The sequence below is a fragment of the Halomonas sp. CSM-2 genome (genome assembly GCF_002119345.1).
Taxonomy (GTDB): domain Bacteria; phylum Pseudomonadota; class Gammaproteobacteria; order Pseudomonadales; family Halomonadaceae; genus Vreelandella; species Vreelandella janggokensis.
The window spans coordinates 1-26,110 of record NZ_NBYR01000030.1; the positions used below are offsets into that span (position 1 = coordinate 1).

The window sequence follows — 26,110 nt, forward strand, 5'->3', positions numbered from 1 at the left end:
CCGAGGGCAAGATCGACGCACAGGCTGAAGAAGAGCGCGACGACCAGCGCCGCCAGATGATTCTGGCGGCGCTGGTCGTCGCGCTCTTCTTCAGCCTGTGCGTCGATCTTGCCCTCGGCCCTGCGCGCTATAGCCTGGGCGAGGTCATGGCCGCGCTGTTCACCCCCGACAGCGTCAGCCAGCAGGCCCGGGTGATCCTCTGGGAAATCCGCATGCCAGTAGCCCTGATGGCGCTGGTGGTGGGCGCGAGCCTTTCCATCGCCGGGGCGCAGATGCAAACCATCCTGAGCAACCCGCTGGCCAGCCCCTTCACATTGGGCATTTCGGCGGGCGCAAGTTTTGGTGCCGCTCTGGGGCTAGCCTTTGGCGTCGCGATTATCCCGGCGGCCATCGAATACGTGGTGCCTATCAATGCGTTTCTGATGGCCATGGTCACCGCCTTTCTCATCCATGCGCTCAGCCTCAAGCGCGGCGTGACGGTGGAAACCATCGTGCTGCTGGGCATTGCGATGGTATTTATCTTCAATTCCCTCATGGCGCTGATTCAGTTTTTTGCCAGCCAGCAGGCCGTAGCCGCAGTGGTGTTCTGGACCATGGGCAGCCTCACCAAAGCCACCTGGCCAAAATTCTGGATCGCGCTGAGCATTTTGACCATGGTGATGCCGCTACTGGCACGTCACGGCTGGGCGCTCACCGCCATGCGACTGGGCGATGCCAAGGCCGAAAGCATGGGCGTGAATCCTCGCGCGCTGCGACTGGAAGTGCTGGTACTGGTATCGCTACTGGCCGCGATTGCAGTGGCGTTTGTGGGCACCATCGGCTTTATTGGCCTGGTCGGGCCGCACATTGCACGCATCCTTCTAGGCGAAGACCAGCGCTTCTTCCTGCCCGGCTCGGCGCTGTGTGGCGCGCTGATTCTTTCCGTCGGGTCCGTGATTTCCAAAATCATCATCCCCGGCACCATCATCCCCATTGGTATCATTACCTCACTGGTGGGCATTCCCTTCTTTCTATTTCTCGTGCTTAACCACAAGAAGGCGTCATGGTAACCCTACAGCTGACTCATGTTTCCGCCCGCTACGGGCGTACTCCCATTATCCAGGACATTACGACACCAGCCTTTCAGGGTGGGCAGATGGTCGCCCTGCTGGGGCCTAACGCCGCCGGTAAATCGACCCTTTTTCGCCGCATCCTGGGCCTATTGAAAGGTGACGGCGAGGTCACTATCAGCGGTACCAGTGCCGAGCGGCCCGTGGCCTATATGCCCCAGGACACGGGGGCAAGAGCTGTACTGACGGTGTATGAGTCGGTACTGTTAGCGCGCATGCAGGGACGCAGCCTGAAAGTGCAAAACGAGGACCTGGCCCAGGTTGATCGCGCCCTTGATGAGCTGAACATTGCCGTGCTTGGCGAGCGTGATATCGGCGACCTGAGCGGTGGGCAGCGCCAACTGGTCAGTGCCGCCCAGGCGCTGGTCCAGGAGCCCGAGATTCTGATGCTCGACGAGCCCACCTCGGCGCTCGACCTTAACCGCCAGATTAGCCTGCTGGGTGTGCTAAGGCGGCTGGCCAATGAGCGCCAGATGCTCATTCTGGTGGCGTTGCATGACCTGGGCCATGCGCTGCGCTTCAGCGATGCCGCCATGGTCCTCGAACATGGCCGCCTGATTGCCTGCGGTCCCACGGAGGACGTCATCACGCCCTCGCTGCTGCAATCCGTTTATCGGGTCAATGCGCGGATCGAGCCCTGCTCAAAAGGCAGCCCGCAGCTTATCGTCGAAGAGGCCATTTAAGCCGCCGCCCTTCCATGGCGGCCAGCGCCACCCCGCTCAGCATCAGCGGTAGTGCCAGCAGAAAGGCACTCGAGACAGGTATCCCGAACAACATCCAATCCGCCAATACGGGCCAAACCAGGGCAATATACTCAAAGGGTGCCAGACGGGACGCTTCCGCGTAGCGTAATGCCAGCGTCATCGCGATATGCGCCGCCCCGCCAAACAGGCCCGAGAGCACCAGCAGCCCAAACTCGACCGGGCTAAGCGCCGCCCAGCCCCATGGCAGGGTTGCAAGGCCTGCCAACGACGACACCAGAATAAAATAGAACGCGATGGAACCCGCCGTTTCCGTGCGTGAAATCCGCCGAACGGTCAACAGCGCCCCTGCCGTTAACAAGGCGCTAAGCGCGCCCAGCGCATAGCCGGCCACCTGGCCATGCGCCCCATCCTTGCCCAACCCAGGCAGCACCAATACCGCCATTCCGCTGAGCGCTAATACAATCGCCCCTGCTCGATAGAGCGAAAACCGCTCACCCAGCAGCAATATCCCGCCTACCGCCATGAACACTGGTGTCAGTTGAGCGAGCAGCGTGGCCTCGGCAACCGGCAATATCGCGACCGCCGCAAAGGAGGCGAACATGGCCGCCGCTCCCAACCCCGAGCGCAGAGCATGACCCAGCGGACGACGCGTTGCCAGGCCACGAGGGAATTCATGGCGCAAGGCCAGAAACACCACGATCGGCAACAACGCAAACAGCGAGCGAAAAAACACCGACTGGCCGACCGGCACAGCATCGCTGACCGCCTTGATGCTTACCAGCATGCCGGTAAACAGAAGACCTGACAGGACCCTGAGCAAAATCCCTGTTACGGGCCTATCCTGAAGGTTATCCATGATGCGCAGCACTCCCCATACAGCAAAAACCCCCGGCGGACCGAGGGTTTTTGCGCTTAACAGCCGACGGTTGGCTATCTCCCCAACATTACGGCTTCATCTCTTCAAAAAATTTCTTCACGCTGTCGAAGAAGCCGGTTTTCTTGGGTGAATGGTGGCTGTTGCTTCCGTCCAGGCTTTCCTGGAACTGGCGCAGCAGGTTCTTTTGTTCCTCGCTGAGCTTGACGGGCGTTTCCACCACGACTTTGCACAGCAGGTCGCCAGGGACGCCGCCGCGAACCGGCTTGACGCCCTTGCCCTTGAGCCGGAACATCTTGCCGGTTTGGGTTTCCGGCGGAATCTTCAGCTTCACTCGACCATCGAGTGTCGGCACTTCCAGCTCACCGCCCAATGCTGCATCGACGAAATTGATCGGCACGTCACATTGCAGGTGCTTGCCATCACGCTGGAAGATATGGTGCGGCTTGATGGCCACCTGGACGTACAGGTCGCCTGGCGGGCCGCCATTGATGCCGCTTTCGCCTTCCGCGTTCAGGCGGATACGGTCGCCGGTATCCACACCCGGCGGGATTTTCACCGACAGTGTCCGGGTCTCGCGCACGCGCCCTTCGCCGTTACACTTGTGACACGGCACCTTGATGTGCTGGCCTGAGCCATGGCAGGTCGGGCAGGTTTGCTGAACCGCAAAAAAGCCCTGCTGCATACGCACCTGGCCGTGGCCATGGCAGGTGGGGCAGGTATCTTTGCTTGACCCCGGTTCAGCACCGCCGCCGTCACAACGGTCACATTCAATATGGCGCGGCACACGGATATCAACCGTGGTACCGGAGACCGCATTTTCCAGGTCCAACTCCAGGTTATAGCGCAGGTCAGAACCGCGCGCCGGGGCATTGGGACCACGACGACGCCCGCCGCCACCGCCGAAAATATCGCCAAACACATCGCCGAAAATGTCGCTGAAATCGCCAGCGCCACCGCCGCCGAAACCACCGCCACCAAAGCCACCGCCCTGGCCATCGACACCGGCATGACCAAACTGGTCGTAGGCCGCACGTTTTTCGCTATCGGTCAGGACTTCGTAGGCTTCTGACACTTCGCGGAATTTTTCCGCGGCAGTATCGTCTTCCGGGTTGCGGTCGGGGTGATATTTTTGCGCAAGGCGACGGTAGGCCTTCTTGATCTCTTTCTGATCGGCCCCTTTGTCGACACCCAGGATTTCATAATAATCGCGTTGGGACATGGGTCCTACGCCTCTTGGTTAGCTACGCATTCAACTGCACATTTAACTATGTGTTAACGACAGAGTATTTAAGACACAGTATTTAACGACACATTAAGCTTTTTGCGTCTTTGACGTGGAAACAGCAACGCGGGAGTTGCCCCCCGCGTCGCCGCCTACCTCGTCAGAAAGAGCGCTTACTGCTTTTTCTGATCGTCGTTGACTTCTTCATACTCGGCGTCGACCACGTCTTCATCGGGCTTGGCGTTGCCCTGCTCGGCACCTTCCTCACCCGGCTGCTCGGCGCCTTCAGCCTGCTCGGCGTACATCTTCTGTGCCAGCTGGCCAGACGCTTCAGTGAGTGCGTCGAGTTTCTGCTGGATCAGCTCCTGGTCATCGCCTTTGGTAGCTTCTTCCAGCTCGGTGATCGCGGTTTCGATGGATTGCTTCTCGTCATCGGTCGCCTTGTCACCAGCTTCTTCCAGCGTCTTGCGGGTGGCGTGGATCATGCCGTCCGCCTGATTACGCAACTGCACCAGCGCCTCGAACTTCTTGTCTTCGTCGGCGTGGGCTTCGGCGTCGCGTACCATCTGCTCGATCTCGTCTTCGGTCAGGCCGCTGGACGCCTTGATGACGATCGACTGTTCTTTGCCGGTCGCCTTGTCTTTCGCGGAGACGTTCAGGATACCGTTGGCATCCAGGTCGAAGGCCACTTCGATCTGCGGCACGCCGCGCGGCGCCGGCGGAATATCGGCAAGGTCGAAGCGACCCAGCGACTTGTTCTGCGACACTTGCTTGCGCTCACCCTGGACGGCGTGGATGGTCACTGCCGTCTGGTTGTCATCCGCCGTGGAGAAGGTTTGCGTCTTCTTGGTCGGGATGGTGGTATTTTTCTCGATCAGCGGCGTCATCACGCCACCCAGGGTTTCGATGCCCAGGGTCAGCGGCGTTACATCGAGGAGCAGCACGTCTTTCACGTCGCCACCCAGAACGCCGCCCTGAATTGCGGCACCCACGGCCACGGCTTCGTCCGGGTTGACGTCTTTACGTGCATCCTTGCCGAAGAACTCAGCGGCTTTTTGCTGAACCAGCGGCATGCGCGTCTGACCACCGACCAGGATAACGTCGTCGATCTCGGAGGCCGACAGGCCGGCATCTTTCAGCGCCATCTTGCAGGGTTCCATCGAGCGCTGCACCAGATCGTCTACCAGCGACTCCAGCTTGGCGCGGGTCACTTTCACGTTCAGGTGCTTCGGACCGGTGTTATCGGCCGTGATATAGGGCAGATTGACATCAGTCTGCTGGGCGCTGGAAAGTTCGATTTTGGCCTTCTCGGCGGCTTCTTTCAGACGCTGCATGGCCAGGTTATCGCCTGACAGGTCAATACCGCTGTCCGACTTGAACTGGTCAACCAGATAGTTGATCAGCGCCAGATCGAAGTCTTCACCACCCAGGAAGGTGTCACCGTTGGTGGCCAACACTTCAAACTGGGTTTCGCCGTCGACATCGGCGACTTCGATGATCGAAATATCAAAGGTACCGCCGCCCAGGTCGTATACCGCGATGGTTTTATCACCGCGTGACTTGTCCATGCCATAGGCAAGCGCCGCTGCGGTCGGCTCGTTGATGATACGCTTGACATCCAGACCGGCGATGCGCCCTGCATCTTTAGTGGCCTGGCGCTGGCTGTCATTGAAGTAAGCCGGCACGGTGATGACCGCTTCGGTGACGGTTTCACCAAGGTAGTCTTCTGCCGTCTTCTTCATTTTCTTGAGCACTTCCGCGCTCACCTGCGGCGGTGCCATTTTCTGGCCTTTCACTTCTACCCAGGCATCACCGTTATCGGCTTCGGTGATCTTGTACGGCACCATCTTGATATCTTTCTGAACAACGTCGTCTTTGAAACGACGGCCAATCAGGCGCTTGATAGCGTAAAGCGTATTTTCAGGATTGGTCACCGCCTGGCGCTTGGCCGCCTGACCGACGAGCGTCTCACCGTCTTCGGTGTACGCAATGATGGACGGCGTCGTACGGCCGCCTTCTGCGTTTTCAATGACTTTTGCACTGTCGCCATCGAGCACCGATACACAGGAGTTTGTGGTGCCCAAATCAATACCAATAATGCGTCCCATAATAAGAACCTCGTATTCGGTTGTTTCAATACATCAAACTGGTTGCGGGATTTCCCGCGGGGTTGCCCCTTTATCTGGGGGCCACCTGAGACTTTTCAAGGCCCTTTTTAGGCCTTTACTGCGTTATGACTCACTCGCTTTCTGACTGACCACGACCATGGCCGGGCGGACCAGGCGTCCGTTCAGCAAGTAACCCTTCTGCATGACCTCCATGACCGTATTTGGCTCCTGCTCAGGGTTCGGCACCATCGCCATGGCTTCGTGGACCTGTGGGTCAAACGGCTCGCCCTGGGGATCGATGCTTTCAACGCCAAACTTGCTCAGCACATCCAGCTGCATCTTCAGGGTCATCGAGACCCCTTCGCGATGAACCTCGGAGGCGTCTTCCTGCATCGACTCAAGCGCTTTTTCCAGGCTGTCGATGACCGGCAGAAGCTCTTTAACAAACTTCTCCAAGGCGAATTTGCGCGCCTTTTCAGCCTCATGCTCCGCCCGGCGGCGCACGTTTTGCGCTTCGGCGGCTTCTCTTAGCGACTGATCTTGGGCTTCTGCCAGACGCTGCTCCAGATCCTGCACCTTGGCGGCCAGCGCATCGACTTCAGCCTCATCCTCGACACGATCGACGACGGTTTCATCGTCATTGACAAGGCCTTCCAGTTCGCCTTCAACCAAGCGATCTTCAGCTTCTTGCTCCGGCGTCTCTGCTTCCTGCTCGTGGCGAGCCAGCTCGTCGTCCATCGGGGTTTGCGGTTCTTTTGCCATGCCTAGCTCCTGCAACGTTCGAGAGGCGTGCGATACGCCCAAATAATAAATAGCAACGTAAATTGGCTCTGCACCGTATATGGGGACCATAAAAGCCATCTCAAGTGGGCATTGAAGCGTGTTTTCGACTACTGTATAAAACAACAATATTCAGACGCATTGACTACGCTCGTTCCGCTGCGCCTCAGGAGGCCCTCATGTTGACTCAGCTTGCCATTCGAGATTACGCGATCGTTGAGCACCTGGAACTCGACCTGACCCATGGCATGACCGCCATTACCGGCGAGACCGGGGCCGGCAAATCGATTCTGCTCGGCGCACTGGGCCTTTGCCTGGGCGAACGCGCCGACGCAGGCAGCGTGCGCCATGGCAGCGAACGCACTGACCTCTCAGCGCGTTTTGATATTCAGCATTTGCCCGCGGCAAGCGAGTGGCTTAGCAGCCGCGAACTGCCCAGTGACGAATGCCTGTTAAGGCGGGTGGTAACGGCAAGCGGGCGCTCCAAAGCATGGATCAACGGACAACCGGCCACGATCAGCGACCTCAAAGCGCTTGGGGAACACCTGGTGCAGATTCACGGCCAGCACGCCCACCAGGCGCTGATGCGCGAAGAAACCCATCTCGCACTACTCGACGATTATGCGGGCCTTCGCGACACCGCCCAGCAGCTGGCCGAGACGTACCGTGACTGGCGCAGCGCCAACCGTCGCCTCAAGCAGCGCAAGGAAGCCGGCAGCGAGGTAGAAGCCAAGCGACAGCTGCTGCGCTATCAGGTGGAGGAGCTCGATCAGTTGGGCCTTGCTGAAGGCGAACTGCAAACCCTTGAAGAAGAACAACACTCCCTGGCCCACGCCGATGAAACACTCCGCGAAACGCAGTTTGCTGCTGACTGCTGCGCCAGCGACGAGGGGGGAGCACTATCGTTGCTCAACCAGGCTTATACACATTTAAGCGCCTTGCCGGGCAGCGATAAGGGCACGTTATTTAACACTCTGGCGATGCTCAGCGACGCGCGCATTCAGGTCGAAGAGGCCGCCAGCGAGCTCAACCGTCTCGCCAGCACCACCGAACTCGACCCCGAGCGCTTGGCGTGGGTGGAAGAGCGTTTAGCGGACGTGCACCGTATTGCCCGCAAGCACCATGTGGCACCCGAAGAGGTTTGTGCACTGCATGCGGAGTTGAGCCGGGAAGTGGCCGAACTGGATAACAGCGAGAACGACATCGAGGCCTTGGGTGCCCAGGTAGCGGAACTTCGCGAGCGCTATCGACGTGACGCCAAGCACCTGAGCGAGGGACGCCAGAAAGCCGCCGTCCGTTTGGGGAAGGAGGTCCAGCAGCAGCTAAGTTTCCTGGCCATGGGCAAGGCACGCTTTGAAGTGGAGGTCACGCCCAGGGATACACCTGCGGCGGAAGGCGTCGATCAGGTTCACTTTTTAATCAGCGCCAACCCCGGACAGCCCGCCAGACCGCTCACCAAAGTTGCCTCTGGCGGTGAGCTTTCGCGCATCAGCCTGGCTATCCAGGTCGTCGCCGCGTCTCACTCAACCATACCAAGCCTGGTGTTTGATGAAGTCGACGTCGGGGTTTCCGGTGCCACTGCAGAGATTGTCGGCCAGCTGCTCCGCAAGCTGGGTGAAAACGGCCAGGTAATGACGGTCACCCACCTGCCTCAGGTGGCCGCCCAGGCTCACCAGCACCTGCACATTGAGAAACACGCCCGGCGCGATACCACCCTGACGCACATGGCCCTGCTGGATGAACAGGGCAGGGTCAGCGAGCTGGCCCGCATGCTGGGCGGCGTCAAACTCTCGGACCAAACCCTGGCCCATGCCCGTGAAATGCTCAATGCCAGCCAGCGCCAGCCCCACTGACGATGGCGGGCTGAAGGGCTGCTGGGCAACCGTGTATTTCAAGCGCGCAATAAAACGCCCCCAGGCCGCCTGGTATTTAAGCCAGGCAGCCTAGAGGCATTAGGGCGTGCATCAAAGCCTGAGCTAGGGGTAGCCCCTATTTCTTATTAGTCGGCCCGCTGTCCTGGCGTGTTACGTCCGATCCTCGGGGGCGCACGTATAACACCAACGCATGGTCAACTAATTCATAGCCGTGCTCTTCAGCGATTTCTTGCTGGCGTCGCTCAATGATCTCGTCAACGAACTCAACGATTTCACCGCTTTCCAGACACACCATGTGGTCATGGTGATCTTCTTGCGTCATCTCGAATACCGCGTGGCCGCCATCGAAATTATGACGAATCACGAGGCCCGCCGACTCGAACTGAGTCAGCACACGGTAGACAGTTGCCAGCCCCACATCTTCGCCCGCATCTATCAGTGTTTTATACACTTCTTCTGCGCTAAGGTGGTGCTGACCCGATGCAGTTTCGAGAATCTGCAGGATTTTGACGCGCGGCAGGGTCACTTTCAGCCCGGCTTTACGTAATTCATGGTTCTTATCGGCCATGGTTGCTCTTCGCAGTAACAGGTTAGGTCGGGTATGATCGACCGAAACCACGATAGTGAAGAATAGGCTCAAATGCAAAAATTGACTCGAATCATTACGCTTTCCGTCTCCATTGCCGTGATCAGCGGCTGTAGCTACGTTGGCGTGTATAAACGCGACATCCCGCAAGGCAACCTGGTCACCGAGGAAATGGTCGACCAACTGCAACCGGGGATGACCCAGGAACAGGTGACCTATGTGATGGGCCGCCCACTGCTTGAAGCGCCCTTTGATGCTCGCGAGTGGGATTACGTGTTCCGGCTCGACAAAGCTTACGCAGGGGTTGAACAGCGGCGTGTCACGCTGACATTTGATGACCAGGGGCGGCTTGCCAATATCGATCAGGAAGGCGATTTATCTGAGGACCTCCCTCTGGAGGCCGACACCACTAGCGGGCCGGCACCGGACATCACCGATCCCACTGAAGCGATCCCTAACGAGCCGAGGCAAAACACAACGCCCAATACCACCAATTGATGACGCGAGTCGTCGTCTTAATCGGAGCTCCCGCTCGCCTGGCGTTTTGCACGTTCACGGCGAGCGGCCTTGGGGTCAATCAGCAATGGCCGGTAAACCTCAATCCGATCGCCAGGGGCGACTTCATACCGCGATGGATCGCGTAGCGCCTGACCGAAGATGCCCAACGGCGCGTTTGCAAACGTTTCAGGGGCCAGCTCTGGGAACAGGTGGGGCAAATCTGCCAGGGCGACAGCTTCACGCGCCGTCGTCCCCGGCGGCACGCTCAGTGCAACCAGGCGCTGCTTGTGCGGAAGACCAAACGCCACCTCGATGGCAACGGCGTCATCGGCCATGGATCTCGTCGGCGCGGCGGGTAAAAGCCTCCACTAACTGCCCGGCAATCTGCTGGAACAACCTGCCGAATGCCATGCCCAACAGTCGGTTGGCAAATTCGAATTCCATGTCCAGGCTCACCTTGCACGCACCATCACCCATCGGAATGAATTGCCAGCGCCCTTTCAAACGTTTGAAAGGACCGCTAACCAAGGACATTTCAATACGTTCGGGAGCAAATAGGTCGTTGCGGGTAGTGATCGATTGCTCAACGCCGGCGCGCCCCAGGGTCATTTCGCCGATCAAATGATCGGCGTCGTGCTCGAGCAGACGCGCACGCCGACAACCCGGCAAGAACTCTGGATAGCGTTCGAAGTCGTTGACCAGATCGAACATTTGTTTCGGGGTGTGCCGCACCAAGGCGGAACGATTGACGGTTGGCATTGACCTCTCCGCTGACTTCACAGTGCCCAAGGCGTATCATGGGATCATAGTTAAGACCTTGAATGGTATCATGCCTCCCCACATAACGAAGGGGGTGTCACAGACAGATCGAATATGAGGTTTCATGGCCACGAAAAAAGGTAAGAGCAAAGGCCCTACCAGCAACGTTATTGCCCAGAACAAGAAGGCACGCTTTGAGTATCATATCAATGAAACCTTCGAAGCGGGTTTATCGCTGGCAGGATGGGAAGTCAAAAGCCTTCGCGCAGGCAAAGGACAGTTAACAGACACGTATATTTTAATTCGCAATGGCGAAGCGTGGCTGCTGGGTAGCCATATCATGCCGCTGAACACCGCGAGCACCCATGAAATCGCCGACCCTACGCGGACGCGAAAATTGCTCCTGCATCGCAAAGAAATCGCCAAGATATTCTCTGTGACTCAGGATAAGGGCCACACCTGCGTCCCCCTGAAGCTTTACTGGAAGCGCAACAAGGTGAAGTGCGAACTCGCCCTGGTCACCGGCAAGAAAATCCACGACAAGCGGGCCACCGAGAAGGACCGCGACTGGAATCGTCAAAAAGGTAGAATCATGCGGGAACATAACAAGGCATAGCTGGTCAATTTCGGGTGAGCACGTTAGAATGCTTAGGTAACTAAGGGGGCGACATGGTTTCGACGCCGGTGACAAACCCTGCGGTGCATGCCGAGAGTGTGATGTATCTCGTAAATACCACATCACGAAAAATAGTCGCAAACGACGAAAACTATGCTCAGGGCGCGCTAGCAGCGTAAGCTGGTAGCTTCTTGTCCGGCCCCAAGGCGATGTACCTGTCCATCGCTGAGGGGATACGAGCTAAAGCTGATAGGACCGCGGTTGGCGGTGTCTTCTCGTCAATCGTTAAACTTTAGAAGACTCGCAAGGCTGAATCCTGATCGTCGGAGTCAGCCGAGTTAAAGCAAAAGACGAAATCTAAGCATGTAGAGCCAATGGGCGAGTGCTGGCGGACGCGGGTTCAATTCCCGCCGCCTCCACCACCTATCAAAATTCAGATGCTTCCACATAGGTCTGAATGATCCATAAAAGCCCGCCCCGTGCGGGTTTTTTTGTGTCTGTATGCTTTCACATATACCCATACAGCATTGCGCACCGTGTATGCCTGTGTGTATGCTTTGCGATATTGTGAACCAGAGGCATACAAGCATGAAACGCTCACAAATTAAGCGCCGCCCCCTGGCTGACACCGTACTGGCGACACTGGAACCAGAAGCCAAGGTATACAGAGAGCTGGACGGCAGCGGCCTTTACTTCAGAGTAAAGCCCAATGGCTCCAAGTCTTGGGAACTGCGCTATAAGAAGCCAGACGGCAAGTGGTCGTGGATTGGCCTGGGCGGCTACCCAGAAACAAGCGGGAGCCTGGCGCGTGAAAAGGCCGACCAGCTTAGGGCAGATGCAGCGAAGGGAGAAAACCCCATCGTTTCCAAGCGAGCCAGGGAAACCGAATCACTAGAAGCCGCTAACAGTACCTTTGAGGCGCTGGCTAGGGAGTGGCACGCCAACAAGCGCCAGAACTGGACGGACGGCACCGCTACCCGCGTTATTGGTTCACTGCAAAAGCACGTCTTCCCCAAGTTCGGTAAACGCCCTTTCGCCGACATTACGCCGATGGAGTGGCTCGAGTTCCTGCGCGGCCTGGAAAAGACCGGCATCGTTGAGCAGACCAGCCGCATACGTGCTATCTGCCGGGAAGTGTACGACCTGGCGCTAGTAAGTGGGCGCATCCAGTACAACCCGTTGGAGAGCCTGCACAAGCACCTAACCACGCGCCGGGCAAACAACTATTCTCACGTCAGCCAAGACGAACTGCCCGCCCTGCTTCGCGCTATTGGCTCCTATCCCCATGCTGAGGACGTTCGCCTTGGGCTATTCCTGCTTTCCCGCCTGGCCGTGCGCCCTTCAGAGCTACGCGAGGCCCGTTGGGAAGAGTTCGACCTAGACAAAGCACTATGGACGATCCCCGCCGAACGGATGAAGCGCCGCCGTGAGCATACTGTTCCACTGCCTAAGCAAGCCATTGAAGCCCTTCAGAGCCTTCACCAACTGACCGGATACCAACCCCTTCTATTCCCTGGACGCAGCGACAAGACAGCGCCACGGTCGAACACGGTATTCATCATGGCATTACGCCGCCTTGGCTATGAGGGTCGCCAGACCGGGCACGGTTTCCGCCACATCGCTAGCACGATCCTGAATGAACACGGCTTTGATGAAAACCACATTGAGGCCCAGCTATCGCACGTCAAAGAAGGCGTTGCAGGCGTATACAACAAAGCCCAGTACATCGAACAGCGCCGCCACATGATGCAGTGGTACGCCGATCACCTGGACAACCTGCAACGCGGTAACGTAGTGGAATTTAAGCGAGCTTAACAACCGAATTGGCTGGCTAGGGCCGATCACCCGAAAGCGCGGACAACTCCACCGCGTTAGCCAGTCAACCTTTTATGGAGTACGTCAGGAGTGGCGTAAATGTCTTCTTTGAATGTTTGGCGAGCTTGCAAAAAGCTACACATTGAAAGCGCGTGTTTACTTATAGCTGGAATCGACCCACGGTCACTATGGCCTGATCTTATTTCACAGTCAGTTTCAATAGAGTCAGGCGCTGGAGATACAAACTCTATTAGAGCCGCACTCCAGTTTGATATTCCACAAGCCAGGGAAGCTGCTAATTGGCTGATTATCGCAAAACAAGCCGCCATAGATGGCAACCTAGCGCCTATCGGTAAAATACGCCTTTGGGGGCGTGACGGTCGCTGGACAAGTGCTGAACTAGCCGATTTAGCTACTTACGATAGTTTTGACTTTGATGTCACCCGACCAGAGCTGTCCCGATGGCTTTCATCTTTAGGATGGCTTGAGAGTGAACTTCCCGAGTTTTTAGCTGGTATCAACACAACCAAAGCTAAAAGTATTGAAGGCGAGGAGTCGCGGGCGCTTGAGGTTTTCGGGCTACTGGTGGAGGCATACGCTATTAAGCACGGGCCAGACTACCGAAATGGCGAAAAGCCAAAAGCTTCGCGTATCGTTGAGGATATGCTCAACATCATACCCGATGACGTTACCAATATGGGCGACCGCAAACTAAAAGAACATATTGGCGCGGCTATAAAGGCATGGGAAGCTAAGAAGCGCCGATAAGATGCAATCTGCATTTTGCACCTGCACCAACCGCTTTAGGGTAAACCCCACCATGGGAATGTCACTCATACAGAGGCGTTCTCATGAATATCGAAGCATTGCCCCAAGACCAAAAGCTAATCACCAAGCCCAACCTATGCCGCGCTATGGATATGACCCGCAGCGGCATAGACAAGCTACTCAAGAACGACCCTAGCTTTCCCCGCCCGCTGAAGTTCAGCGACAGCCAGCAAGCGACCTGCTATTTCCCCATTGCCGAGGTGAACGCCTGGCTAGAAGCCAAGCTGGCTATGCGAGGTGCTGCATGAGCATTCACCAAGTCGATGCTGCCAGCCAGCACGCCCGCATCTTGGCACGCCTCAAACAAGGGGCCGCTACCACTATCGAGCTCATCCAAGAAGAAAACATTCTTCGCCCTGGTGCCCGAATTTGTGAGCTTCGTGAAAAGGGGCACGACATACGAACTCATCTGCAAGACGTAATTGACCCATGGGGCCGCAAGCATTGCCGCGTGGCCTTGTACTACTTCCCTACTACCAATGGCAACGCCGTTAAGGCAGGTGCTGCATGATGCCCTTGCAACGCTCACCAATGCCGTTATATGCTTCAAGGGCTGGCGCAAAATCGTCAGCCGGGCGTGGAAACCCGAGTTATCCAAGGCGCACTAGCGCCCCTACCTTAGCAGGCGCTTTTTTTGTGCCCGCTATGTGTTATGGCGGCTGTGCGTGGGACGCTTTCGAGCGTGCCGGTTCCCTTGGATGCCGGTTTTCCACCCCGCGTACAGTCGCCACCCAATCCCGTGGAAAGGATCGTGGCGACTCCAATATCCAAGGAGTCACACCAATGGCAAAACTAAGCCTATTCCCTACCCGCAATCCGTCTGCACGCGCCGCCGCTCATCGAGCAATGGCGAAATCTGCGCTGTTTTCAGACTCAAGCGCCGCCGTCCGGCTCAAGCGCTACAACCACCATATTGAAAAAGCCCGCGCCTTTGAGGCCGAGCAAGTCCATAACCGTCGCAGCCGTCTCATGCAGGCTTACGACACCTTACGCGCTGAAAACGCGGAGGTGAGCCAATGAGCATGGAACATTTCAAACTATCCCCTGAAGCACCAAGTGGCGTCCTGATCGACGACATTGATGCAGCGCTCGAGAAGGCTAAAGACGCCGTGAAAGCGGTAGAGATAGCCCTATGCGAAGCCGCCAACGGTGAAGGCACTGACTTTAACCCTGGCATTCTGGCTGGCGTTTTGTGGAACGTTGAAACTCAGCTTCATATCGTCACCGAGCTAGCCCAGCACGCTTACAAAACCTCGGAAGCAAAAGGGGGTAAGCAGTCATGACACCTCAAAATCAAACCTACCTGCTGAAAGCCGCCCTTACTGGCGACGCTCGCCAGATGCAACAGGCGTCCCAAATCCTGGCAGGCGTGGCGATGCTGCTTAACGACCATGACTTTGATGGTTTGAAGCGTGAGGCACTTATAGAAACGCTTTGGCTGCTGTCCAACACGCTTGAGGAGCGTGGCGAATGGCTGCAAGAGGAGGGCTATGTATGCACAGAGCAATAAAAACGCCCAGCCTTGGGGGAGCATGGGCGCTATCAAAGGTCGTTTCTGAACAGATCGCCATAGAGAACAAACTGGCTGAAGACATTATCGCCTACTACGGCCTTAGTGTCAGCCCTATTGGTGATGGAGAAATTCACCGACACGATCACCCCGAAGGCCGCAAGGGCAACAAGCGGCTTTGGTACGTGCTACGCCATGACTTTGGCGTGCATGGTGATTGGGCTACCGGCGAACAACACAGCGTCTTTACTGACGAAAGCCCCGACCCAGAAGCCGCCGAGAAGGCACGGCAGGAGGCCGAAAAACACCGCCTAGAGCGACAGGCAGAGCGCGCGCGTGGGTATGCCATGGTAGCCGACCAGACGCGGCGAGAGTGGCCGCTGCTGACGCCTGCAAGCGCTACCCATGCCTACCTAGCCGCCAAGGGGGTAAAGCCCCACAACCTGCGCCAAATGCGCGGCCTGCTGGTAATCCCGCTCACCGATGGGCACCGCCTGGTGAACTGGCAGACCATCGCGCCGGATGGGGCCAAATACTTCAAGGCAGGCGGCAAGGTCAAAGGCTGCTATTCCCCCATCGGCAGCATTGAGCAGCACCAGCCGCTATTGATCGCAGAGGGATGGGCAACCGCTGCCACGTTGCATGAGGCGACAGGCTACGCGGTGGCCGCTGCCATGAATGCGGGGAACCTGCTACCCGTGGCGAAAAGCCTGCGCGAACGCTACCCCGCTCACCCCATCATCGTCTGCGCTGATAACGACCATGGCACCGCTGGCAATCCTGGCGTTACCAGGGGCAAGGAAGCCGCCTCAGCCATTGGGGCGAGCTGCGTGTGGCCTGAGACTCACGAGGGCGTGACTGACTTTAATGACCTAGCGCGACTAGGTGAGGGGCTGGCGCTATGAGTCAGCCCAATATCAAAGAAGTTGTCGATAATGCGCCCGAGCCACTTAAGCCGATGGACATAGTGCAGAACGCTATTGATCGTGCTTCGGATGATCCTGGTGCGCTTTTCGAACAAAGCATTCTTGACCAAATAACCAGCATTCGACAGCAAAGCCCAGCCGATTGGCAGCGCATCCGTGCCGCTGCCAAAAAAAAGGTGCAGGTTGCCGAACTGGACAAGCTGACGCGCACGCTAGCGAGCGGCGAAGGTGGCGAGCTATTCCCCACTATTGAGCCTTGGCAAGAGCAAGTAGACGGTGCCTCACTGGTAAGGGAGTTATCAGACACGCTAAGGCAGTACGTTGTCTGTGAGCCGGAAGTCGCCGATACCGCCGCGCTGTGGATCGCCTTCACCTGGTTCATTGATGAGGTGCATGTAGCGCCATTGGCTAATATCACAGCTCCATTGCCCAACTGTGGCAAGTCCACGCTGTTGGAGTTTTTAGAGGCGTTCGCCTTCCAGCCGCTCAAGTGTGACGGCATAAGCCCGGCTGCGCTGTTTCGCTCCATGGACAAATGGACACCAACGCTACTCATCGATGAGGTGGATACCTTTCTGCGTGATAACGAAGACGCCAGGGGCGTTCTCAACTCTGGCCACCGCCGCAATGGCTTCATCATTCGTGTGGTGGGTGAGGATCACGAGCCTAAGCGATTCGCTACTTGGGGCGCTAAAGCGCTGTGTGGCATTGGTAGCATTGCCAATACGCTGGCGAGCCGGTCTATTCGCCTGGAATTACGCCGCAAGCTGCCCCATGAGACTGTCGAGAATATACGCTTCATGCCTCAGGGGCTGCGCGACAGACTTAAGCGCCAACTGGCACGACTACAGGATGATTTAGCCGAGACGGTATCCAGCGCCCGGCCTGAGCCTATTCCGGGCCTCAGCAACCGCGCTGCTGATAACTGGGAACCGCTCCAGCAAATTGCCGTAGCTATCGGCGGGGAGTGGCCCGAGCGTGTTAAGCGTATCGCCATGACAGTGACCCGGATGGACGATGCCGAGCAAGCCTCAGACGTGGGCACTGAACTGCTGAAGGACATTAAAGAGGCATTTGAAGAGAAAGGCGTTGACCGACTATTTAGCGCTGAGCTGATTAACGCGCTACATTCCGACAGCGAAGCCCCCTGGAATTCATGGAACAGAGGGCAGCCCATTACTGCCCGCCAAGTAGCGACCAAGCTAGGTGACTTTGGCATCAAGTCGAAACAGTTACGCATCGGTTTCGAAACCAAAAAAGGGTATGACCGGAAAGACTTTGGCGAAGCGTTTCGGCGCTATCTTTCTCCCACTACCCCCCAGCCAAGCGAAACAACGAAACAAGCCAGCAACCACGCGGCTTACAGCGATATTCCCAACGAAACAGAAAACGACCATGTTTCGTATGGGAAACGCCACGAGGCCAGCAACCACGCGGATTGTTTCGATGTTTCGGATAAATCACCCCGGCAGCTTGCAAGTAATGGGGAGGAATTCTAATGGCCGCGCTCGACTACCTTAGAAACCATGGACTGCATGCCGACCCACTACCCGGCGAACGCCTTTACGTATGGCCTAGCGAGCGCATTACCGACGACATCCGCGTTTGGATCAAGTCACATAAAGCGGCGCTGCTGCGTGAACTGGTTCCCGCTAACGATAATCGGCGAATGGCATGGCGAGTATTCAGGGACGGCATACCCATGACCATGCTTGGCAAGATAATGACCTATGAGGAGGCGCTAGCGTCAGCCAAAGCCCGATGGCCTCACAACAGCATCGTTGTCGAGGAGTACGCGCAACGGATCACCCGAGCGTAAACCACCAATGCAACAAAAATCTATAGCCGCCTTTATTGGCGGCTTTTTATTGCTAATAAACTACTAAATACACAATTAAATGCTATTATACTGTTAATATAAGGCTATGTTGGTATCTGCTGTTGGCGTGCTTCAAAAATACTGTATAAACTACTGTATATGCAGTTTGCCTCTGGAGCACACCATGAAGCAAGCAGACCTCATAGCCCTTGAGCAGACCCTGGCTTCTCTCCCTGTTGATCTCAAAAAATACCTTGCAGATCAGCTACTTGGTCAAATAAGCTCCCAAGCGGACACCCTGCTCGAAACCGTCAGACCTCACCTTCCATGCCCGCACTGTGGCAGTGAACACCCTGCCAAGTGGGGACGCAGCGGTGGCCTACAGCGATATCGGTGCCGGAATCCCGATTGTCACAAGACGTTCAACGCCCTGACAGGCACGCCTCTGGCCAAACTGCAGCACCGCGACAAATGGTTCGACTACCTACGTTGCATGCGAGACAGCCTGACGTTACGCGTCTCGGCGGCCCGAGTAGGCATCGATTTGAAAACGGCTTTCCACTGGCGACATCGCTTCCTGAAAAGGAGTGCTCAAGACAACGCCAACCCACTATCCGGCATCATCGAGGTAGACGAAACCGTCTTCCTAGAGTCCTGCAAAGGGAAGCGCAAGATCACTCACCGCAGACCTCGAAAGCGCGGCGGGCAAGGCAGTATGAAGAAAAAAGAACAAAAGATTCAAGTGCTTATTGCGAGAGACCGAAACGGAAAGATCAGTGATTTGGTGGAACCGGCGCTCCAGAAATCCACTGTTCATGAATTCCTTTTACCGATCATCGACCGTGACTCGATTTTATGTTCGGACGGGCACAGCTGGTATAGGACTTTCTCTGCCGACCACGGCATTGCTCATCATCGACTGATCACACTCGATAATCAGCGAGTGCTCGGCAAGGAATACCACATTCAGAACGTCAATAGCTATATGAGCCGATTGAAGGGCTGGATGGCGCGCTTTCATGGGGTGGGGACCGCGTACTTACCCAATTACCTGGCATGGCGGCGGCTGTTTGAAACCGCGAAGCCAGCAGAGGAGGCGTGGTTTCGCGCAGCGATAGGCGCAGACCAACAACAGATACCAACATAGCCTAATTTATACAGTTTTCCGGTCGAGCACGACATGGCGAATTTTCGCACCCATATCACGGTGGCTTCTACAGGCGGTATGCTGCTGGCTTATGCTGGCTGGCAACTGCAGTGGTGGGCACCTTCCCAGGCGTTATTGATGGTGATCTTGACCGCGTTTGGCGGTATTTTGCCCGATATCGATGCTGACCGGTCGCATTCGATCCGGCTTATTTTCAATATCCTGTCCATACCGGCACTGGTGCTGGGCGTACTTATATTGCAGCCTTGGCTGTCCTCTGGGCAGTTGTTAATGGCCTGCGGTGGCGTCTACCTTGCGGTGCGCTATCTCGCGGGGATCACGTTTTCACGTTTTACGGTACACCGCGGTATCTGGCATTCACTGCTGGCGAGCCTTTTATGCGCGCTGCTGACAACGGCCGTGAGCTTTCAACTGCTTTCCCAGCCAGCGTGGCTGGCCTGGTCGCATGGGGCGGCGGTATGGATCGGGTTTGTTATTCACTTGCTGTTGGACGAAATCTACAGCGTCGACTTGGAAGGCGCTCGGCTCAAGCGGTCCTTCGGTACGGCCCTGAAGTTTGGCGATTGTCGCCGCCCGCTGTCGAATATGTTGATGCTGATTGCCTTGTTGCCCCTCTGGCCCTGCCTGCCTCCCTGGGGGGTGTTGGGCGAACTGATCAATCAAGGATCGCTGCTATGGCGGTAGTCGTCAGCGTGTAACCCATGTTTTTTCAGCTTGTCGTAGAACGTTTTGCGCGGAATGCCAAGATGGTGGCAGACCTCGGTGACGCGTCCATGATGGCGGGAAAGTGACTGGCTGATCAGGCTTTTTTCAAACAGCTCGACCTGGCGGGGAAGCGTTGGCTCTTCGGTATCTGCCTGAGCGCCTTCAAGCAGAGCATCCAGCCGGTAGTCAAAGGCCGCGCCAAGCAATACGTAGCGCTCGGCCAGGTTGCGCAATTCACGTACGTTACCTGGCCAGTCGTGGGCAAGTAGACTGGCAATGCCATGGCTGTCGATGGTGGGCGCTTCCAGACCGCTGCGGTTGGCAGCCACGACGGCAAAATGCTGGAAAAGTAGCGGTATATCCTCACGCCTTTCGCGCAGCGCTGGTAGCGGTAAGGTGACCACGTTGAGCCGGTAATAAAGATCTTCGCGAAAGCGACCCTCCTCGGCGGCGGCTTTGAGGTCGATTTTTGTGGCAGCAATCACACGGATATCGAGAGGTATCACATCGTTGGCACCCAGCCGCTCAATATGTCGTTCTTGGAGTACGCGTAACAGTTTGACCTGCAGGGCAAGGGGCATGGATTCAATTTCATCCAAAAAGACGGTGCCGCCGTTAGCGTGCTCAAACTTGCCGATTCGCCGTTCAACCGCACCGGTAAAGGCGCCTTTTTCATGGCCAAACAGTTCAGACTCGATGGTGTGTTCAGGCACGGCGCCACAGTTAATCGCCATGAAAGGGTGGTTGCGCCTTGCGCTGCGCTCGTGAATGGCTCGGGCCACCAGGTCTTTGCCGGTACCGGTTTCGCCGAACAGCAGTACGTCAGCTTCGACTTGGCTGATGCGCTGAATCATCGCGGCCAAGCGGGAGATCACCGGCGTTCTACCCACCAGGCGTGGGCCGAGTGCCGCTTGTTGAGCTTCAAGTTCCGCTTTTAGCCGATTATTTTCCAGGCTGAGCTGGCGTTTTTCGATACCCCGGCGCACCACGTCGAGCAATTCGTCACCGGCAAAAGGCTTTTCCAGAAAATCCCACGCCCCGGCGCGCATGGCCTCGACGGCCGTTGAAATATCACCGTGGCCGGTAATCAAAATGATTGGCAGGGTGCTGTCGCGACGATGCAGTTCGTGCAGCAACGTCATGCCATCCATACCCGGCATGCGAATGTCGCTGACAATGACACCCGGAAAGTTGGTGGGTAGTGCGGCCAGCGCCGCTTCGGCGGATTCAAAGCAGTGGGGCGTATACCCGGCAAGTTCAAGGGTCTGGCTGGCGGTGATGCGCAGATGCGGTTCGTCGTCAATCACCATGACCGGCAGCGTCGACGGCTCATGCATCGGAAGGAGTCTCCTGGGTAGTCCGCGGAGCGGGAGCGAGAGGGAGTGTAATGGTAAAGCAGGCGCCGCCGTCAGGCAGGTTGGCTGCCTGCAACTTGCCGCCTAGATCGTCCATGATACGCGATGAAATGGAAAGCCCTAATCCTAGCCCGCTACCCGGGGCTTTGGTAGTGAAAAACGGCTCGAAAACCTGTTCAAGGTATTGGGACGGAATGCCAGGACCGTTATCAACAACCCGGATAATCACCTGCTGATGGTTGGCTTGAGCGCTAAGCATAAGCTGCGGTGAAGGCGTCTCTTTCATGGCCTGGAGGGCATTGCCGATTAAATTGACCAGTACCTGTTCCAGGCGTACCAGATCGGCTTTTACCCAAAGCGTGTCCTCGGGCCACTGCTGTTCAACGTCAATACGATCATCACGAAGTCGGCTCTGGAAGAGGCGCAAGGCGTAATCGGCACACGCCTGAACGGAAACAGTCTCTGGGTGGTCGCTGCTTTTACGGGAAAACTGGCGTAGCTGGGCGCTAATGTCGGCCATCCGGTGGGTGAGCTCGATAATCTGCTCCAGATTAGCATCTGCCTGTTCTACCCGGGACAGTTCGATAAAGCGTCGGGCGTTTTCGCTGTAGGCGCGAATAGCCGCTAGTGGCTGGTTAAGCTCGTGGTTAATGCCGGCGGCGAGCTGGCCTAATACCGCGAGCTTGGCGGCCTGGATGAGTTCGTCCTGGGTTTGACGTAGGTTGGCCTCTGCACGGCGACGTTCATCTATTTCATCAGAAAGGCGCTGGTTGCTGGCAACCAGATCGCGGGTGCGTCTCTCAACGCTTATCTCCAGCTCATCCCGTACGCGGGCCAGCGTCTGTCGCTCGCGCTCGGCGAATGTCTCGCGCTCACGGCGAAGCCGAAGCCGCTGCCAGCCGATACCTGCGGCCAGAGCGACGATTCCATAGAGGCCGCCGGCCATTAAGGCGGCCATCCATTGGGCGTTTACGACGGGGCTTAGCGGCTTGAGTATATGCATTTGCCAGTTAAACTCAGGGATTTCTCGGGTCAGGTTCAGATAGTGCTCGTCACTGAGCGGGCCTTCTTTAAACGTCACGACGCGACTATGTACATTCAAGATATCTTCCACCTGAATGCCCGAGGAGGGTAAGGGTTCTTGGCCGTAGCGCTTTGTTGCATGCAGTGATTGCCGCTGTTCGTCGGTCAGTGGATAAAGTGCACTCATGCGCAATTCGGGTTGGCTGGCGAGGAAAATGATATTGTCGTCGTCGGTAACGAACAGAGTGGATTCCTGTTCGGCCCAACTTTCTTCCACGTCGTTTAGCAATACTTTAATGACCAGGACGCCATCGGGACGCGCGTCGGGTGAGGTGTCATCGAGCCATACCGGGGACGAGAAGTAATAACCACGTTCCTGCGACTGCAGGCCGAGTCCGTAAAAGCGCCCCTGTCCACCGGCGATTGCATCTTGGTAATAGCTGCGAAACGCGTAATTTTGTCCGATGAAGGTGTTTGGACGGTGCCAGTTGCTGGCCGCGATTGTGTCAGCATTGCGGTCCAATAGATAAACGTCAGAAACGCCAGAGGTGAAGCGAAACCGATCCAGCAATAAGTTGAGGGGCATCGGGTCCTGGCTGTCCGGCGAGGCGAGAAAACGCTGTACACCTTCGCGCGTGGCAAGCATCTGGGGGAGATAGTCGTAACGTAACAGGTAGCCATTGAGGTTAGCGGCGGACAGGCGAAGTTCGTTTTCCGCCTCTTGCTGAAGGTTGTTAAGTGCCTGTTCGCGGGCCAGGAGCGATGCTTGCCACATGCACAAGAAAAGCCCTAGCGTTACAGCGATCAACCATAGATACCGCCAGCGGAATAAAGGAATGTTCATGAGGGTGCCGAACTCGTGCCTTGGGCACGGCGCAAGGCACGCTGCGCGCGCGTTTCAGCTCGAGCTACTTCCAGCAAACCGTCCTCGACAAATACCAGGTGTTCGTGAGCGCGTGTACGTGCGTCTTCGGGCCGTCCCTCAATGATGGCATCCAGCAGTGACCGGTGTTGCTGCATCAGTTGGCTGCGTGAATCCGGTTTGGCAAAGAGGTGGGCTAAATTATCCACGATACTTTGTTCAAGTAGATGAAAAATACCGCGAATCGTATATAACAGCAGAACATTATGGGCGGCTTCTGCAATGGCCAGGTGAAAGGCCGCATCCAACTTTGCTTCCTGGGCAGGGTTGGCACCGACAAATCCGCCGTCAAGTTCTTCAAAGCGTTGTATAAGAACGGCTTTATCGGCTGGCGTAGAGCGCAATGCCGCGTAATAAGCAGAAATGCCCTCCATGGCGTCGCGAAACTCAAGGAGATCCAGATGAAACTCTTTATGCCGGGAAAGCATCTCCAGCAACGGGTCGGTGTACCCGCTATTAAGCGACTCTTCGACAAAGGTGCCTCCGCCTTGACGGCTCGTTAACAAGCCGCGAGCCGATAGTTTCTGTATCGCTTCTCTTAAGGAAGGCCGTGACACACCAAATCTTTCAGCAAGCTCTCGCTCGGGCGGTAGGCGCTGCCCGGGTTTCAAGCTACCTTCTAGTATCATGGCCTCCAGGCGCTCGGTGATCACATCGGCTAATCGCTGCTGGCGTAGCGGAGGGTAGTTCATTGAATGGCTCTCTAAATTGGTAAGACCAATGATAGGGTTGTCACGTAATGAACTCAAGCTGCCAGGCAGGACAGGGCGCCTTTGTCATTGCTTCAAATGAACGGGGTCAAGTAGTCGGGGTGGTTTAAGTAGAATTTTTCCGCACACCCCTTGCGTCCTCGTCAGCAAAGCCGTAAAGTACGCATCCGCTGCCGGGGACGCCCAGCGTTGCCAGCGGTGAATGAGGTGTAAAAACCTTGGTTTGTCAGTAGGTTAGGCAAATAGCAGGAAGGAAAGTTGAGTTAAACATTTCCTTCGCTTCTGCCAAACAGCCGTTGACAAACATTGGAAAGTGCGTAAAATACGCCTTCCTCGCTTAGCAGCGCCCACGTCAGGTTTTAAGGCCCGCAAGCGAAACGCTCTTTAATAATGTGATCAGGTAATTCATGTGGGCGCTTGCCGATGAGGGTGATAAATCACCAATTATCAAGGCAAGCGACTCGTCCAAGGTCTTCGGACCTTGAGAGAGCGTTTGAAAACCTTGAGCCAAGTTTGATCCGCTTTTGTTACTTTCGAGTGACAAGTAAGGATCACAATGATTGTAAACTGAAGAGTTTGATCATGGCTCAGATTGAACGCTGGCGGCAGGCCTAACACATGCAAGTCGAGCGGTAACAGGTCCAGCTTGCTGGAYGCTGACGAGCGGCGGACGGGTGAGTAACGCATAGGAATCTACCCGGTAGTGGGGGATAACCTGGGGAAACCCAGGCTAATACCGCATACGTCCTACGGGAGAAAGGGGGCTTMGGCTCCCGCTATTGGATGAGCCTATGCCGGATTAGCTGGTTGGTGAGGTAATGGCTCACCAAGGCGACGATCCGTAGCTGGTCTGAGAGGATGATCAGCCACATCGGGACTGAGACACGGCCCGAACTCCTACGGGAGGCAGCAGTGGGGAATATTGGACAATGGGGGCAACCCTGATCCAGCCATGCCGCGTGTGTGAAGAAGGCCCTCGGGTTGTAAAGCACTTTCAGCGAGGAAGAACGCCTGTCGGTTAATACCCGGCAGGAAAGACATCACTCGCAGAAGAAGCACCGGCTAACTCCGTGCCAGCAGCCGCGGTAATACGGAGGGTGCAAGCGTTAATCGGAATTACTGGGCGTAAAGCGCGCGTAGGTGGCTTGATAAGCCGGTTGTGAAAGCCCCGGGCTCAACCTGGGAACGGCATCCGGAACTATTAGGCTAGAGTGCAGGAGAGGAAGGTAGAATTCCCGGTGTAGCGGTGAAATGCGTAGAGATCGGGAGGAATACCAGTGGCGAAGGCGGCCTTCTGGACTGACACTGACACTGAGGTGCGAAAGCGTGGGTAGCAAACAGGATTAGATACCCTGGTAGTCCACGCCGTAAACGATGTCGACCAGCCGTTGGGTGCCTAGCGCACTTTGTGGCGAAGTTAACGCGATAAGTCGACCGCCTGGGGAGTACGGCCGCAAGGTTAAAACTCAAATGAATTGACGGGGGCCCGCACAAGCGGTGGAGCATGTGGTTTAATTCGATGCAACGCGAAGAACCTTACCTACCCTTGACATCCTGCGAACTTGTGAGAGATCACTTGGTGCCTTCGGGAGCGCAGAGACAGGTGCTGCATGGCTGTCGTCAGCTCGTGTTGTGAAATGTTGGGTTAAGTCCCGTAACGAGCGCAACCCTTGTCCCTATTTGCCAGCGATTCGGTCGGGAACTCTAGGGAGACTGCCGGTGACAAACCGGAGGAAGGTGGGGACGACGTCAAGTCATCATGGCCCTTACGGGTAGGGCTACACACGTGCTACAATGGCCGGTACAAAGGGCTGCGAGCTCGCGAGAGTCAGCGAATCCCTTAAAGCCGGTCTCAGTCCGGATCGGAGTCTGCAACTCGACTCCGTGAAGTCGGAATCGCTAGTAATCGTGCATCAGAATGGCACGGTGAATACGTTCCCGGGCCTTGTACACACCGCCCGTCACACCATGGGAGTGGACTGCACCAGAAGTGGTTAGCCTAACGTTGGAGGGCGATCACCACGGTGTGGTTCATGACTGGGGTGAAGTCGTAACAAGGTAGCCGTAGGGGAACCTGCGGCTGGATCACCTCCTTAAACGATGCATCATCCTCGCGGTAAGCGCTCACAATGAATTACCTGATCACGTGATAGAGCAAACGGTTTAAGCACGAACCCTCTTGGGTCTGTAGCTCAG

The 26,110-nt window shown here is 56.5% G+C and carries 27 protein-coding genes, 1 rRNA gene and 1 other RNA gene; 19 read left to right on the top strand and 10 right to left on the bottom strand.

Translation table 11 applies throughout. The features are described 5' to 3' along the window. Nucleotides 1-11 precede the first annotated feature (11 nt). Together B7L15_RS18210 and B7L15_RS18215 are read left to right on the top strand one after the other, a co-directional pair. On the top strand, nt 12-1,049 hold the full coding sequence (locus tag B7L15_RS18210) for a FecCD family ABC transporter permease (RefSeq protein WP_085920348.1): 1,038 nt from the start codon (nt 12-14) through the stop codon (nt 1,047-1,049). Next, entirely contained in the window at nt 1,043-1,792 is a 750-nt protein-coding gene (locus tag B7L15_RS18215) for an ABC transporter ATP-binding protein (RefSeq protein WP_085920324.1), read from the top strand. The genes B7L15_RS18210 and B7L15_RS18215 overlap by 7 nt, the downstream gene beginning before the upstream one ends. Here B7L15_RS18215 and B7L15_RS18220 read toward each other — a convergent pair. The 4 genes from B7L15_RS18220 to grpE all read right to left on the bottom strand — a co-directional run bounded on the left by B7L15_RS18220 (nt 1,770) and on the right by grpE (nt 6,782). Next, nucleotides 1,770-2,669, bottom strand: a complete 900-nt coding sequence (locus tag B7L15_RS18220; protein WP_085920325.1) for a DMT family transporter — start codon at nt 2,667-2,669, stop codon at nt 1,770-1,772. The two genes, B7L15_RS18215 and B7L15_RS18220, sit on opposite strands and share 23 nt — an antisense overlap. A gap of 88 nt (nt 2,670-2,757) precedes the next feature. After that, complete coding sequence (gene dnaJ / locus B7L15_RS18225) at nt 2,758-3,909, bottom strand: molecular chaperone DnaJ (protein WP_085920326.1); 1,152 nt, start codon at nt 3,907-3,909, stop codon at nt 2,758-2,760. A gap of 176 nt (nt 3,910-4,085) precedes the next feature. Continuing rightward, nucleotides 4,086-6,020: a molecular chaperone DnaK gene (gene dnaK / locus B7L15_RS18230; protein WP_085920327.1), complete on the bottom strand. Its 1,935-nt coding sequence runs from the start codon at nt 6,018-6,020 to the stop codon at nt 4,086-4,088. A gap of 123 nt (nt 6,021-6,143) precedes the next feature. Next, nucleotides 6,144-6,782: a nucleotide exchange factor GrpE gene (grpE, locus tag B7L15_RS18235; protein WP_085920328.1), complete on the bottom strand. Its 639-nt coding sequence runs from the start codon at nt 6,780-6,782 to the stop codon at nt 6,144-6,146. A gap of 197 nt (nt 6,783-6,979) precedes the next feature. Between grpE and recN the strand changes: the two genes are divergently transcribed. Continuing rightward, complete coding sequence (recN, locus tag B7L15_RS18240; RefSeq protein WP_085920329.1) at nt 6,980-8,653, top strand: DNA repair protein RecN; 1,674 nt, start codon at nt 6,980-6,982, stop codon at nt 8,651-8,653. A gap of 136 nt (nt 8,654-8,789) precedes the next feature. Here the strand turns inward: recN and fur are convergent, their stop codons facing one another. Then, nucleotides 8,790-9,242, bottom strand: a complete 453-nt coding sequence (fur, locus tag B7L15_RS18245; protein WP_066316169.1) for a ferric iron uptake transcriptional regulator — start codon at nt 9,240-9,242, stop codon at nt 8,790-8,792. Nucleotides 9,243-9,314: 72 nt separating this feature from the next. Between fur and B7L15_RS18250 the strand changes: the two genes are divergently transcribed. Next, nucleotides 9,315-9,758, top strand: coding sequence for an outer membrane protein assembly factor BamE (locus B7L15_RS18250; protein WP_085920330.1), 444 nt, complete (start codon nt 9,315-9,317; stop codon nt 9,756-9,758). A gap of 17 nt (nt 9,759-9,775) precedes the next feature. Here B7L15_RS18250 and B7L15_RS18255 read toward each other — a convergent pair whose 3' ends face one another. After that, nucleotides 9,776-10,093: an RnfH family protein gene (locus tag B7L15_RS18255; protein WP_085920331.1), complete on the bottom strand. Its 318-nt coding sequence runs from the start codon at nt 10,091-10,093 to the stop codon at nt 9,776-9,778. Further along, nucleotides 10,083-10,517 (bottom strand): type II toxin-antitoxin system RatA family toxin, encoded by a 435-nt coding sequence (locus tag B7L15_RS18260; protein WP_085920332.1) that lies wholly within the window; start codon nt 10,515-10,517, stop codon nt 10,083-10,085. Before B7L15_RS18260 ends, B7L15_RS18255 begins: the two co-directional genes overlap by 11 nt. Before the next feature lie 124 nt (nt 10,518-10,641). Here B7L15_RS18260 and smpB point away from each other — a divergent pair, with 124 nt between their 5' ends. From smpB to B7L15_RS18330, 14 genes are all read left to right on the top strand, one after another. Beyond that, nucleotides 10,642-11,133: an SsrA-binding protein SmpB gene (gene smpB / locus B7L15_RS18265; RefSeq protein WP_085920333.1), complete on the top strand. Its 492-nt coding sequence runs from the start codon at nt 10,642-10,644 to the stop codon at nt 11,131-11,133. Nucleotides 11,134-11,177: 44 nt separating this feature from the next. Further along, nucleotides 11,178-11,555: a transfer-messenger RNA gene (gene ssrA, locus B7L15_RS18270) on the top strand. 166 nt (nt 11,556-11,721) lie between these two features. Further along, the gene (locus B7L15_RS18275) at nt 11,722-12,948 is read left to right on the top strand and encodes a tyrosine-type recombinase/integrase (protein ID WP_085920334.1); all 1,227 of its coding nucleotides are present in this window, start codon (nt 11,722-11,724) and stop codon (nt 12,946-12,948) included. 99 nt (nt 12,949-13,047) lie between these two features. Continuing rightward, the gene (locus B7L15_RS18280) at nt 13,048-13,716 is read left to right on the top strand and encodes a hypothetical protein (RefSeq protein WP_085920335.1); all 669 of its coding nucleotides are present in this window, start codon (nt 13,048-13,050) and stop codon (nt 13,714-13,716) included. An 83-nt stretch (nt 13,717-13,799) separates the two neighbouring features. Further along, complete coding sequence (locus tag B7L15_RS18285; protein WP_085920336.1) at nt 13,800-14,024, top strand: helix-turn-helix transcriptional regulator; 225 nt, start codon at nt 13,800-13,802, stop codon at nt 14,022-14,024. Continuing rightward, nucleotides 14,021-14,287, top strand: a complete 267-nt coding sequence (locus tag B7L15_RS18290; protein ID WP_085920337.1) for a helix-turn-helix domain-containing protein — start codon at nt 14,021-14,023, stop codon at nt 14,285-14,287. Before B7L15_RS18285 ends, B7L15_RS18290 begins: the two co-directional genes overlap by 4 nt. A 272-nt stretch (nt 14,288-14,559) precedes the next feature. Beyond that, nucleotides 14,560-14,796 carry a hypothetical protein gene (locus B7L15_RS18295; RefSeq protein ID WP_085920338.1) on the top strand — a complete coding sequence of 79 codons (237 nt, stop codon included), beginning with the start codon at nt 14,560-14,562 and terminating at the stop codon, nt 14,794-14,796. Then, a complete protein-coding gene (locus tag B7L15_RS18300) occupies nt 14,793-15,059 on the top strand; it encodes a hypothetical protein (RefSeq protein ID WP_085920339.1) in 267 nt (88 codons plus the stop codon). The genes B7L15_RS18295 and B7L15_RS18300 overlap by 4 nt, the downstream gene beginning before the upstream one ends. Further along, entirely contained in the window at nt 15,056-15,286 is a 231-nt protein-coding gene (locus tag B7L15_RS18305) for a hypothetical protein (RefSeq protein WP_085920340.1), read from the top strand. Before B7L15_RS18300 ends, B7L15_RS18305 begins: the two co-directional genes overlap by 4 nt. Further along, nucleotides 15,271-16,191 (top strand): toprim domain-containing protein, encoded by a 921-nt coding sequence (locus B7L15_RS18310; RefSeq protein ID WP_176243730.1) that lies wholly within the window; start codon nt 15,271-15,273, stop codon nt 16,189-16,191. The genes B7L15_RS18305 and B7L15_RS18310 overlap by 16 nt, the downstream gene beginning before the upstream one ends. Beyond that, nucleotides 16,188-17,711, top strand: a complete 1,524-nt coding sequence (locus B7L15_RS18315; protein ID WP_085920342.1) for a DUF3631 domain-containing protein — start codon at nt 16,188-16,190, stop codon at nt 17,709-17,711. Before B7L15_RS18310 ends, B7L15_RS18315 begins: the two co-directional genes overlap by 4 nt. Then, a complete protein-coding gene (locus tag B7L15_RS18320) occupies nt 17,711-18,031 on the top strand; it encodes a hypothetical protein (protein ID WP_085920343.1) in 321 nt (106 codons plus the stop codon). The genes B7L15_RS18315 and B7L15_RS18320 overlap by 1 nt, the downstream gene beginning before the upstream one ends. Nucleotides 18,032-18,215: 184 nt before the next feature. Further along, nucleotides 18,216-19,178, top strand: a complete 963-nt coding sequence (locus B7L15_RS18325; protein WP_139839344.1) for an IS1595 family transposase — start codon at nt 18,216-18,218, stop codon at nt 19,176-19,178. A gap of 33 nt (nt 19,179-19,211) precedes the next feature. Further along, nucleotides 19,212-19,883 (top strand): metal-dependent hydrolase, encoded by a 672-nt coding sequence (locus B7L15_RS18330; RefSeq protein WP_085920344.1) that lies wholly within the window; start codon nt 19,212-19,214, stop codon nt 19,881-19,883. On the opposite strand, the gene B7L15_RS18335 is transcribed toward B7L15_RS18330, so the two are convergent. Genes B7L15_RS18335 through B7L15_RS18345 form a run of 3 tightly spaced genes read right to left on the bottom strand, consistent with a single transcriptional unit; the run spans nt 19,859 to nt 23,896 of the window. Continuing rightward, on the bottom strand, nt 19,859-21,241 hold the full coding sequence (locus tag B7L15_RS18335) for a sigma-54-dependent transcriptional regulator (RefSeq protein WP_085920345.1): 1,383 nt from the start codon (nt 21,239-21,241) through the stop codon (nt 19,859-19,861). The genes B7L15_RS18330 and B7L15_RS18335 overlap by 25 nt on opposite strands. Next, nucleotides 21,234-23,126, bottom strand: coding sequence for a sensor histidine kinase (locus B7L15_RS18340; RefSeq protein ID WP_085920346.1), 1,893 nt, complete (start codon nt 23,124-23,126; stop codon nt 21,234-21,236). The genes B7L15_RS18335 and B7L15_RS18340 overlap by 8 nt, the downstream gene beginning before the upstream one ends. Continuing rightward, nucleotides 23,123-23,896: a GntR family transcriptional regulator gene (locus tag B7L15_RS18345; RefSeq protein WP_085920347.1), complete on the bottom strand. Its 774-nt coding sequence runs from the start codon at nt 23,894-23,896 to the stop codon at nt 23,123-23,125. Before B7L15_RS18345 ends, B7L15_RS18340 begins: the two co-directional genes overlap by 4 nt. A gap of 582 nt (nt 23,897-24,478) precedes the next feature. Between B7L15_RS18345 and B7L15_RS18350 the strand changes: the two genes are divergently transcribed. Then, nucleotides 24,479-26,010, top strand: a 16S ribosomal RNA gene (locus tag B7L15_RS18350). Nucleotides 26,011-26,110 lie beyond the last annotated feature (100 nt).

Bases quoted from the DNA above. Each gene is read 5' to 3' on its own strand.
- B7L15_RS18275 (WP_085920334.1), top strand. From the start codon at position 11,722: ATGAAACGCTCACAAATTAAGCGCCGCCCCCTGGCTGACACCGTACTG.
- B7L15_RS18300 (WP_085920339.1), top strand. From the start codon at position 14,793: ATGAGCATGGAACATTTCAAACTATCCCCTGAAGCACCAAGTGGCGTC.
- B7L15_RS18290 (WP_085920337.1), top strand. From the start codon at position 14,021: ATGAGCATTCACCAAGTCGATGCTGCCAGCCAGCACGCCCGCATCTTG.
- recN (WP_085920329.1), top strand. From the start codon at position 6,980: ATGTTGACTCAGCTTGCCATTCGAGATTACGCGATCGTTGAGCACCTG.
- B7L15_RS18285 (WP_085920336.1), top strand. From the start codon at position 13,800: ATGAATATCGAAGCATTGCCCCAAGACCAAAAGCTAATCACCAAGCCC.
- B7L15_RS18215 (WP_085920324.1), top strand. From the start codon at position 1,043: ATGGTAACCCTACAGCTGACTCATGTTTCCGCCCGCTACGGGCGTACT.
- dnaJ (WP_085920326.1), bottom strand. From the start codon at position 3,909: ATGTCCCAACGCGATTATTATGAAATCCTGGGTGTCGACAAAGGGGCC.
- B7L15_RS18345 (WP_085920347.1), bottom strand. From the start codon at position 23,896: ATGAACTACCCTCCGCTACGCCAGCAGCGATTAGCCGATGTGATCACC.
- B7L15_RS18330 (WP_085920344.1), top strand. From the start codon at position 19,212: ATGGCGAATTTTCGCACCCATATCACGGTGGCTTCTACAGGCGGTATG.
- grpE (WP_085920328.1), bottom strand. From the start codon at position 6,782: ATGGCAAAAGAACCGCAAACCCCGATGGACGACGAGCTGGCTCGCCAC.
- B7L15_RS18310 (WP_176243730.1), top strand. From the start codon at position 15,271: ATGCACAGAGCAATAAAAACGCCCAGCCTTGGGGGAGCATGGGCGCTA.
- B7L15_RS18325 (WP_139839344.1), top strand. From the start codon at position 18,216: ATGAAGCAAGCAGACCTCATAGCCCTTGAGCAGACCCTGGCTTCTCTC.
- B7L15_RS18320 (WP_085920343.1), top strand. From the start codon at position 17,711: ATGGCCGCGCTCGACTACCTTAGAAACCATGGACTGCATGCCGACCCA.
- B7L15_RS18305 (WP_085920340.1), top strand. From the start codon at position 15,056: ATGACACCTCAAAATCAAACCTACCTGCTGAAAGCCGCCCTTACTGGC.
- B7L15_RS18260 (WP_085920332.1), bottom strand. From the start codon at position 10,517: ATGCCAACCGTCAATCGTTCCGCCTTGGTGCGGCACACCCCGAAACAA.
- B7L15_RS18335 (WP_085920345.1), bottom strand. From the start codon at position 21,241: ATGCATGAGCCGTCGACGCTGCCGGTCATGGTGATTGACGACGAACCG.
- B7L15_RS18340 (WP_085920346.1), bottom strand. From the start codon at position 23,126: ATGAACATTCCTTTATTCCGCTGGCGGTATCTATGGTTGATCGCTGTA.
- B7L15_RS18250 (WP_085920330.1), top strand. From the start codon at position 9,315: ATGCAAAAATTGACTCGAATCATTACGCTTTCCGTCTCCATTGCCGTG.
- B7L15_RS18220 (WP_085920325.1), bottom strand. From the start codon at position 2,669: ATGGATAACCTTCAGGATAGGCCCGTAACAGGGATTTTGCTCAGGGTC.
- B7L15_RS18315 (WP_085920342.1), top strand. From the start codon at position 16,188: ATGAGTCAGCCCAATATCAAAGAAGTTGTCGATAATGCGCCCGAGCCA.
- smpB (WP_085920333.1), top strand. From the start codon at position 10,642: ATGGCCACGAAAAAAGGTAAGAGCAAAGGCCCTACCAGCAACGTTATT.
- dnaK (WP_085920327.1), bottom strand. From the start codon at position 6,020: ATGGGACGCATTATTGGTATTGATTTGGGCACCACAAACTCCTGTGTA.
- B7L15_RS18280 (WP_085920335.1), top strand. From the start codon at position 13,048: ATGTCTTCTTTGAATGTTTGGCGAGCTTGCAAAAAGCTACACATTGAA.
- fur (WP_066316169.1), bottom strand. From the start codon at position 9,242: ATGGCCGATAAGAACCATGAATTACGTAAAGCCGGGCTGAAAGTGACC.
- B7L15_RS18255 (WP_085920331.1), bottom strand. From the start codon at position 10,093: ATGGCCGATGACGCCGTTGCCATCGAGGTGGCGTTTGGTCTTCCGCAC.
- B7L15_RS18295 (WP_085920338.1), top strand. From the start codon at position 14,560: ATGGCAAAACTAAGCCTATTCCCTACCCGCAATCCGTCTGCACGCGCC.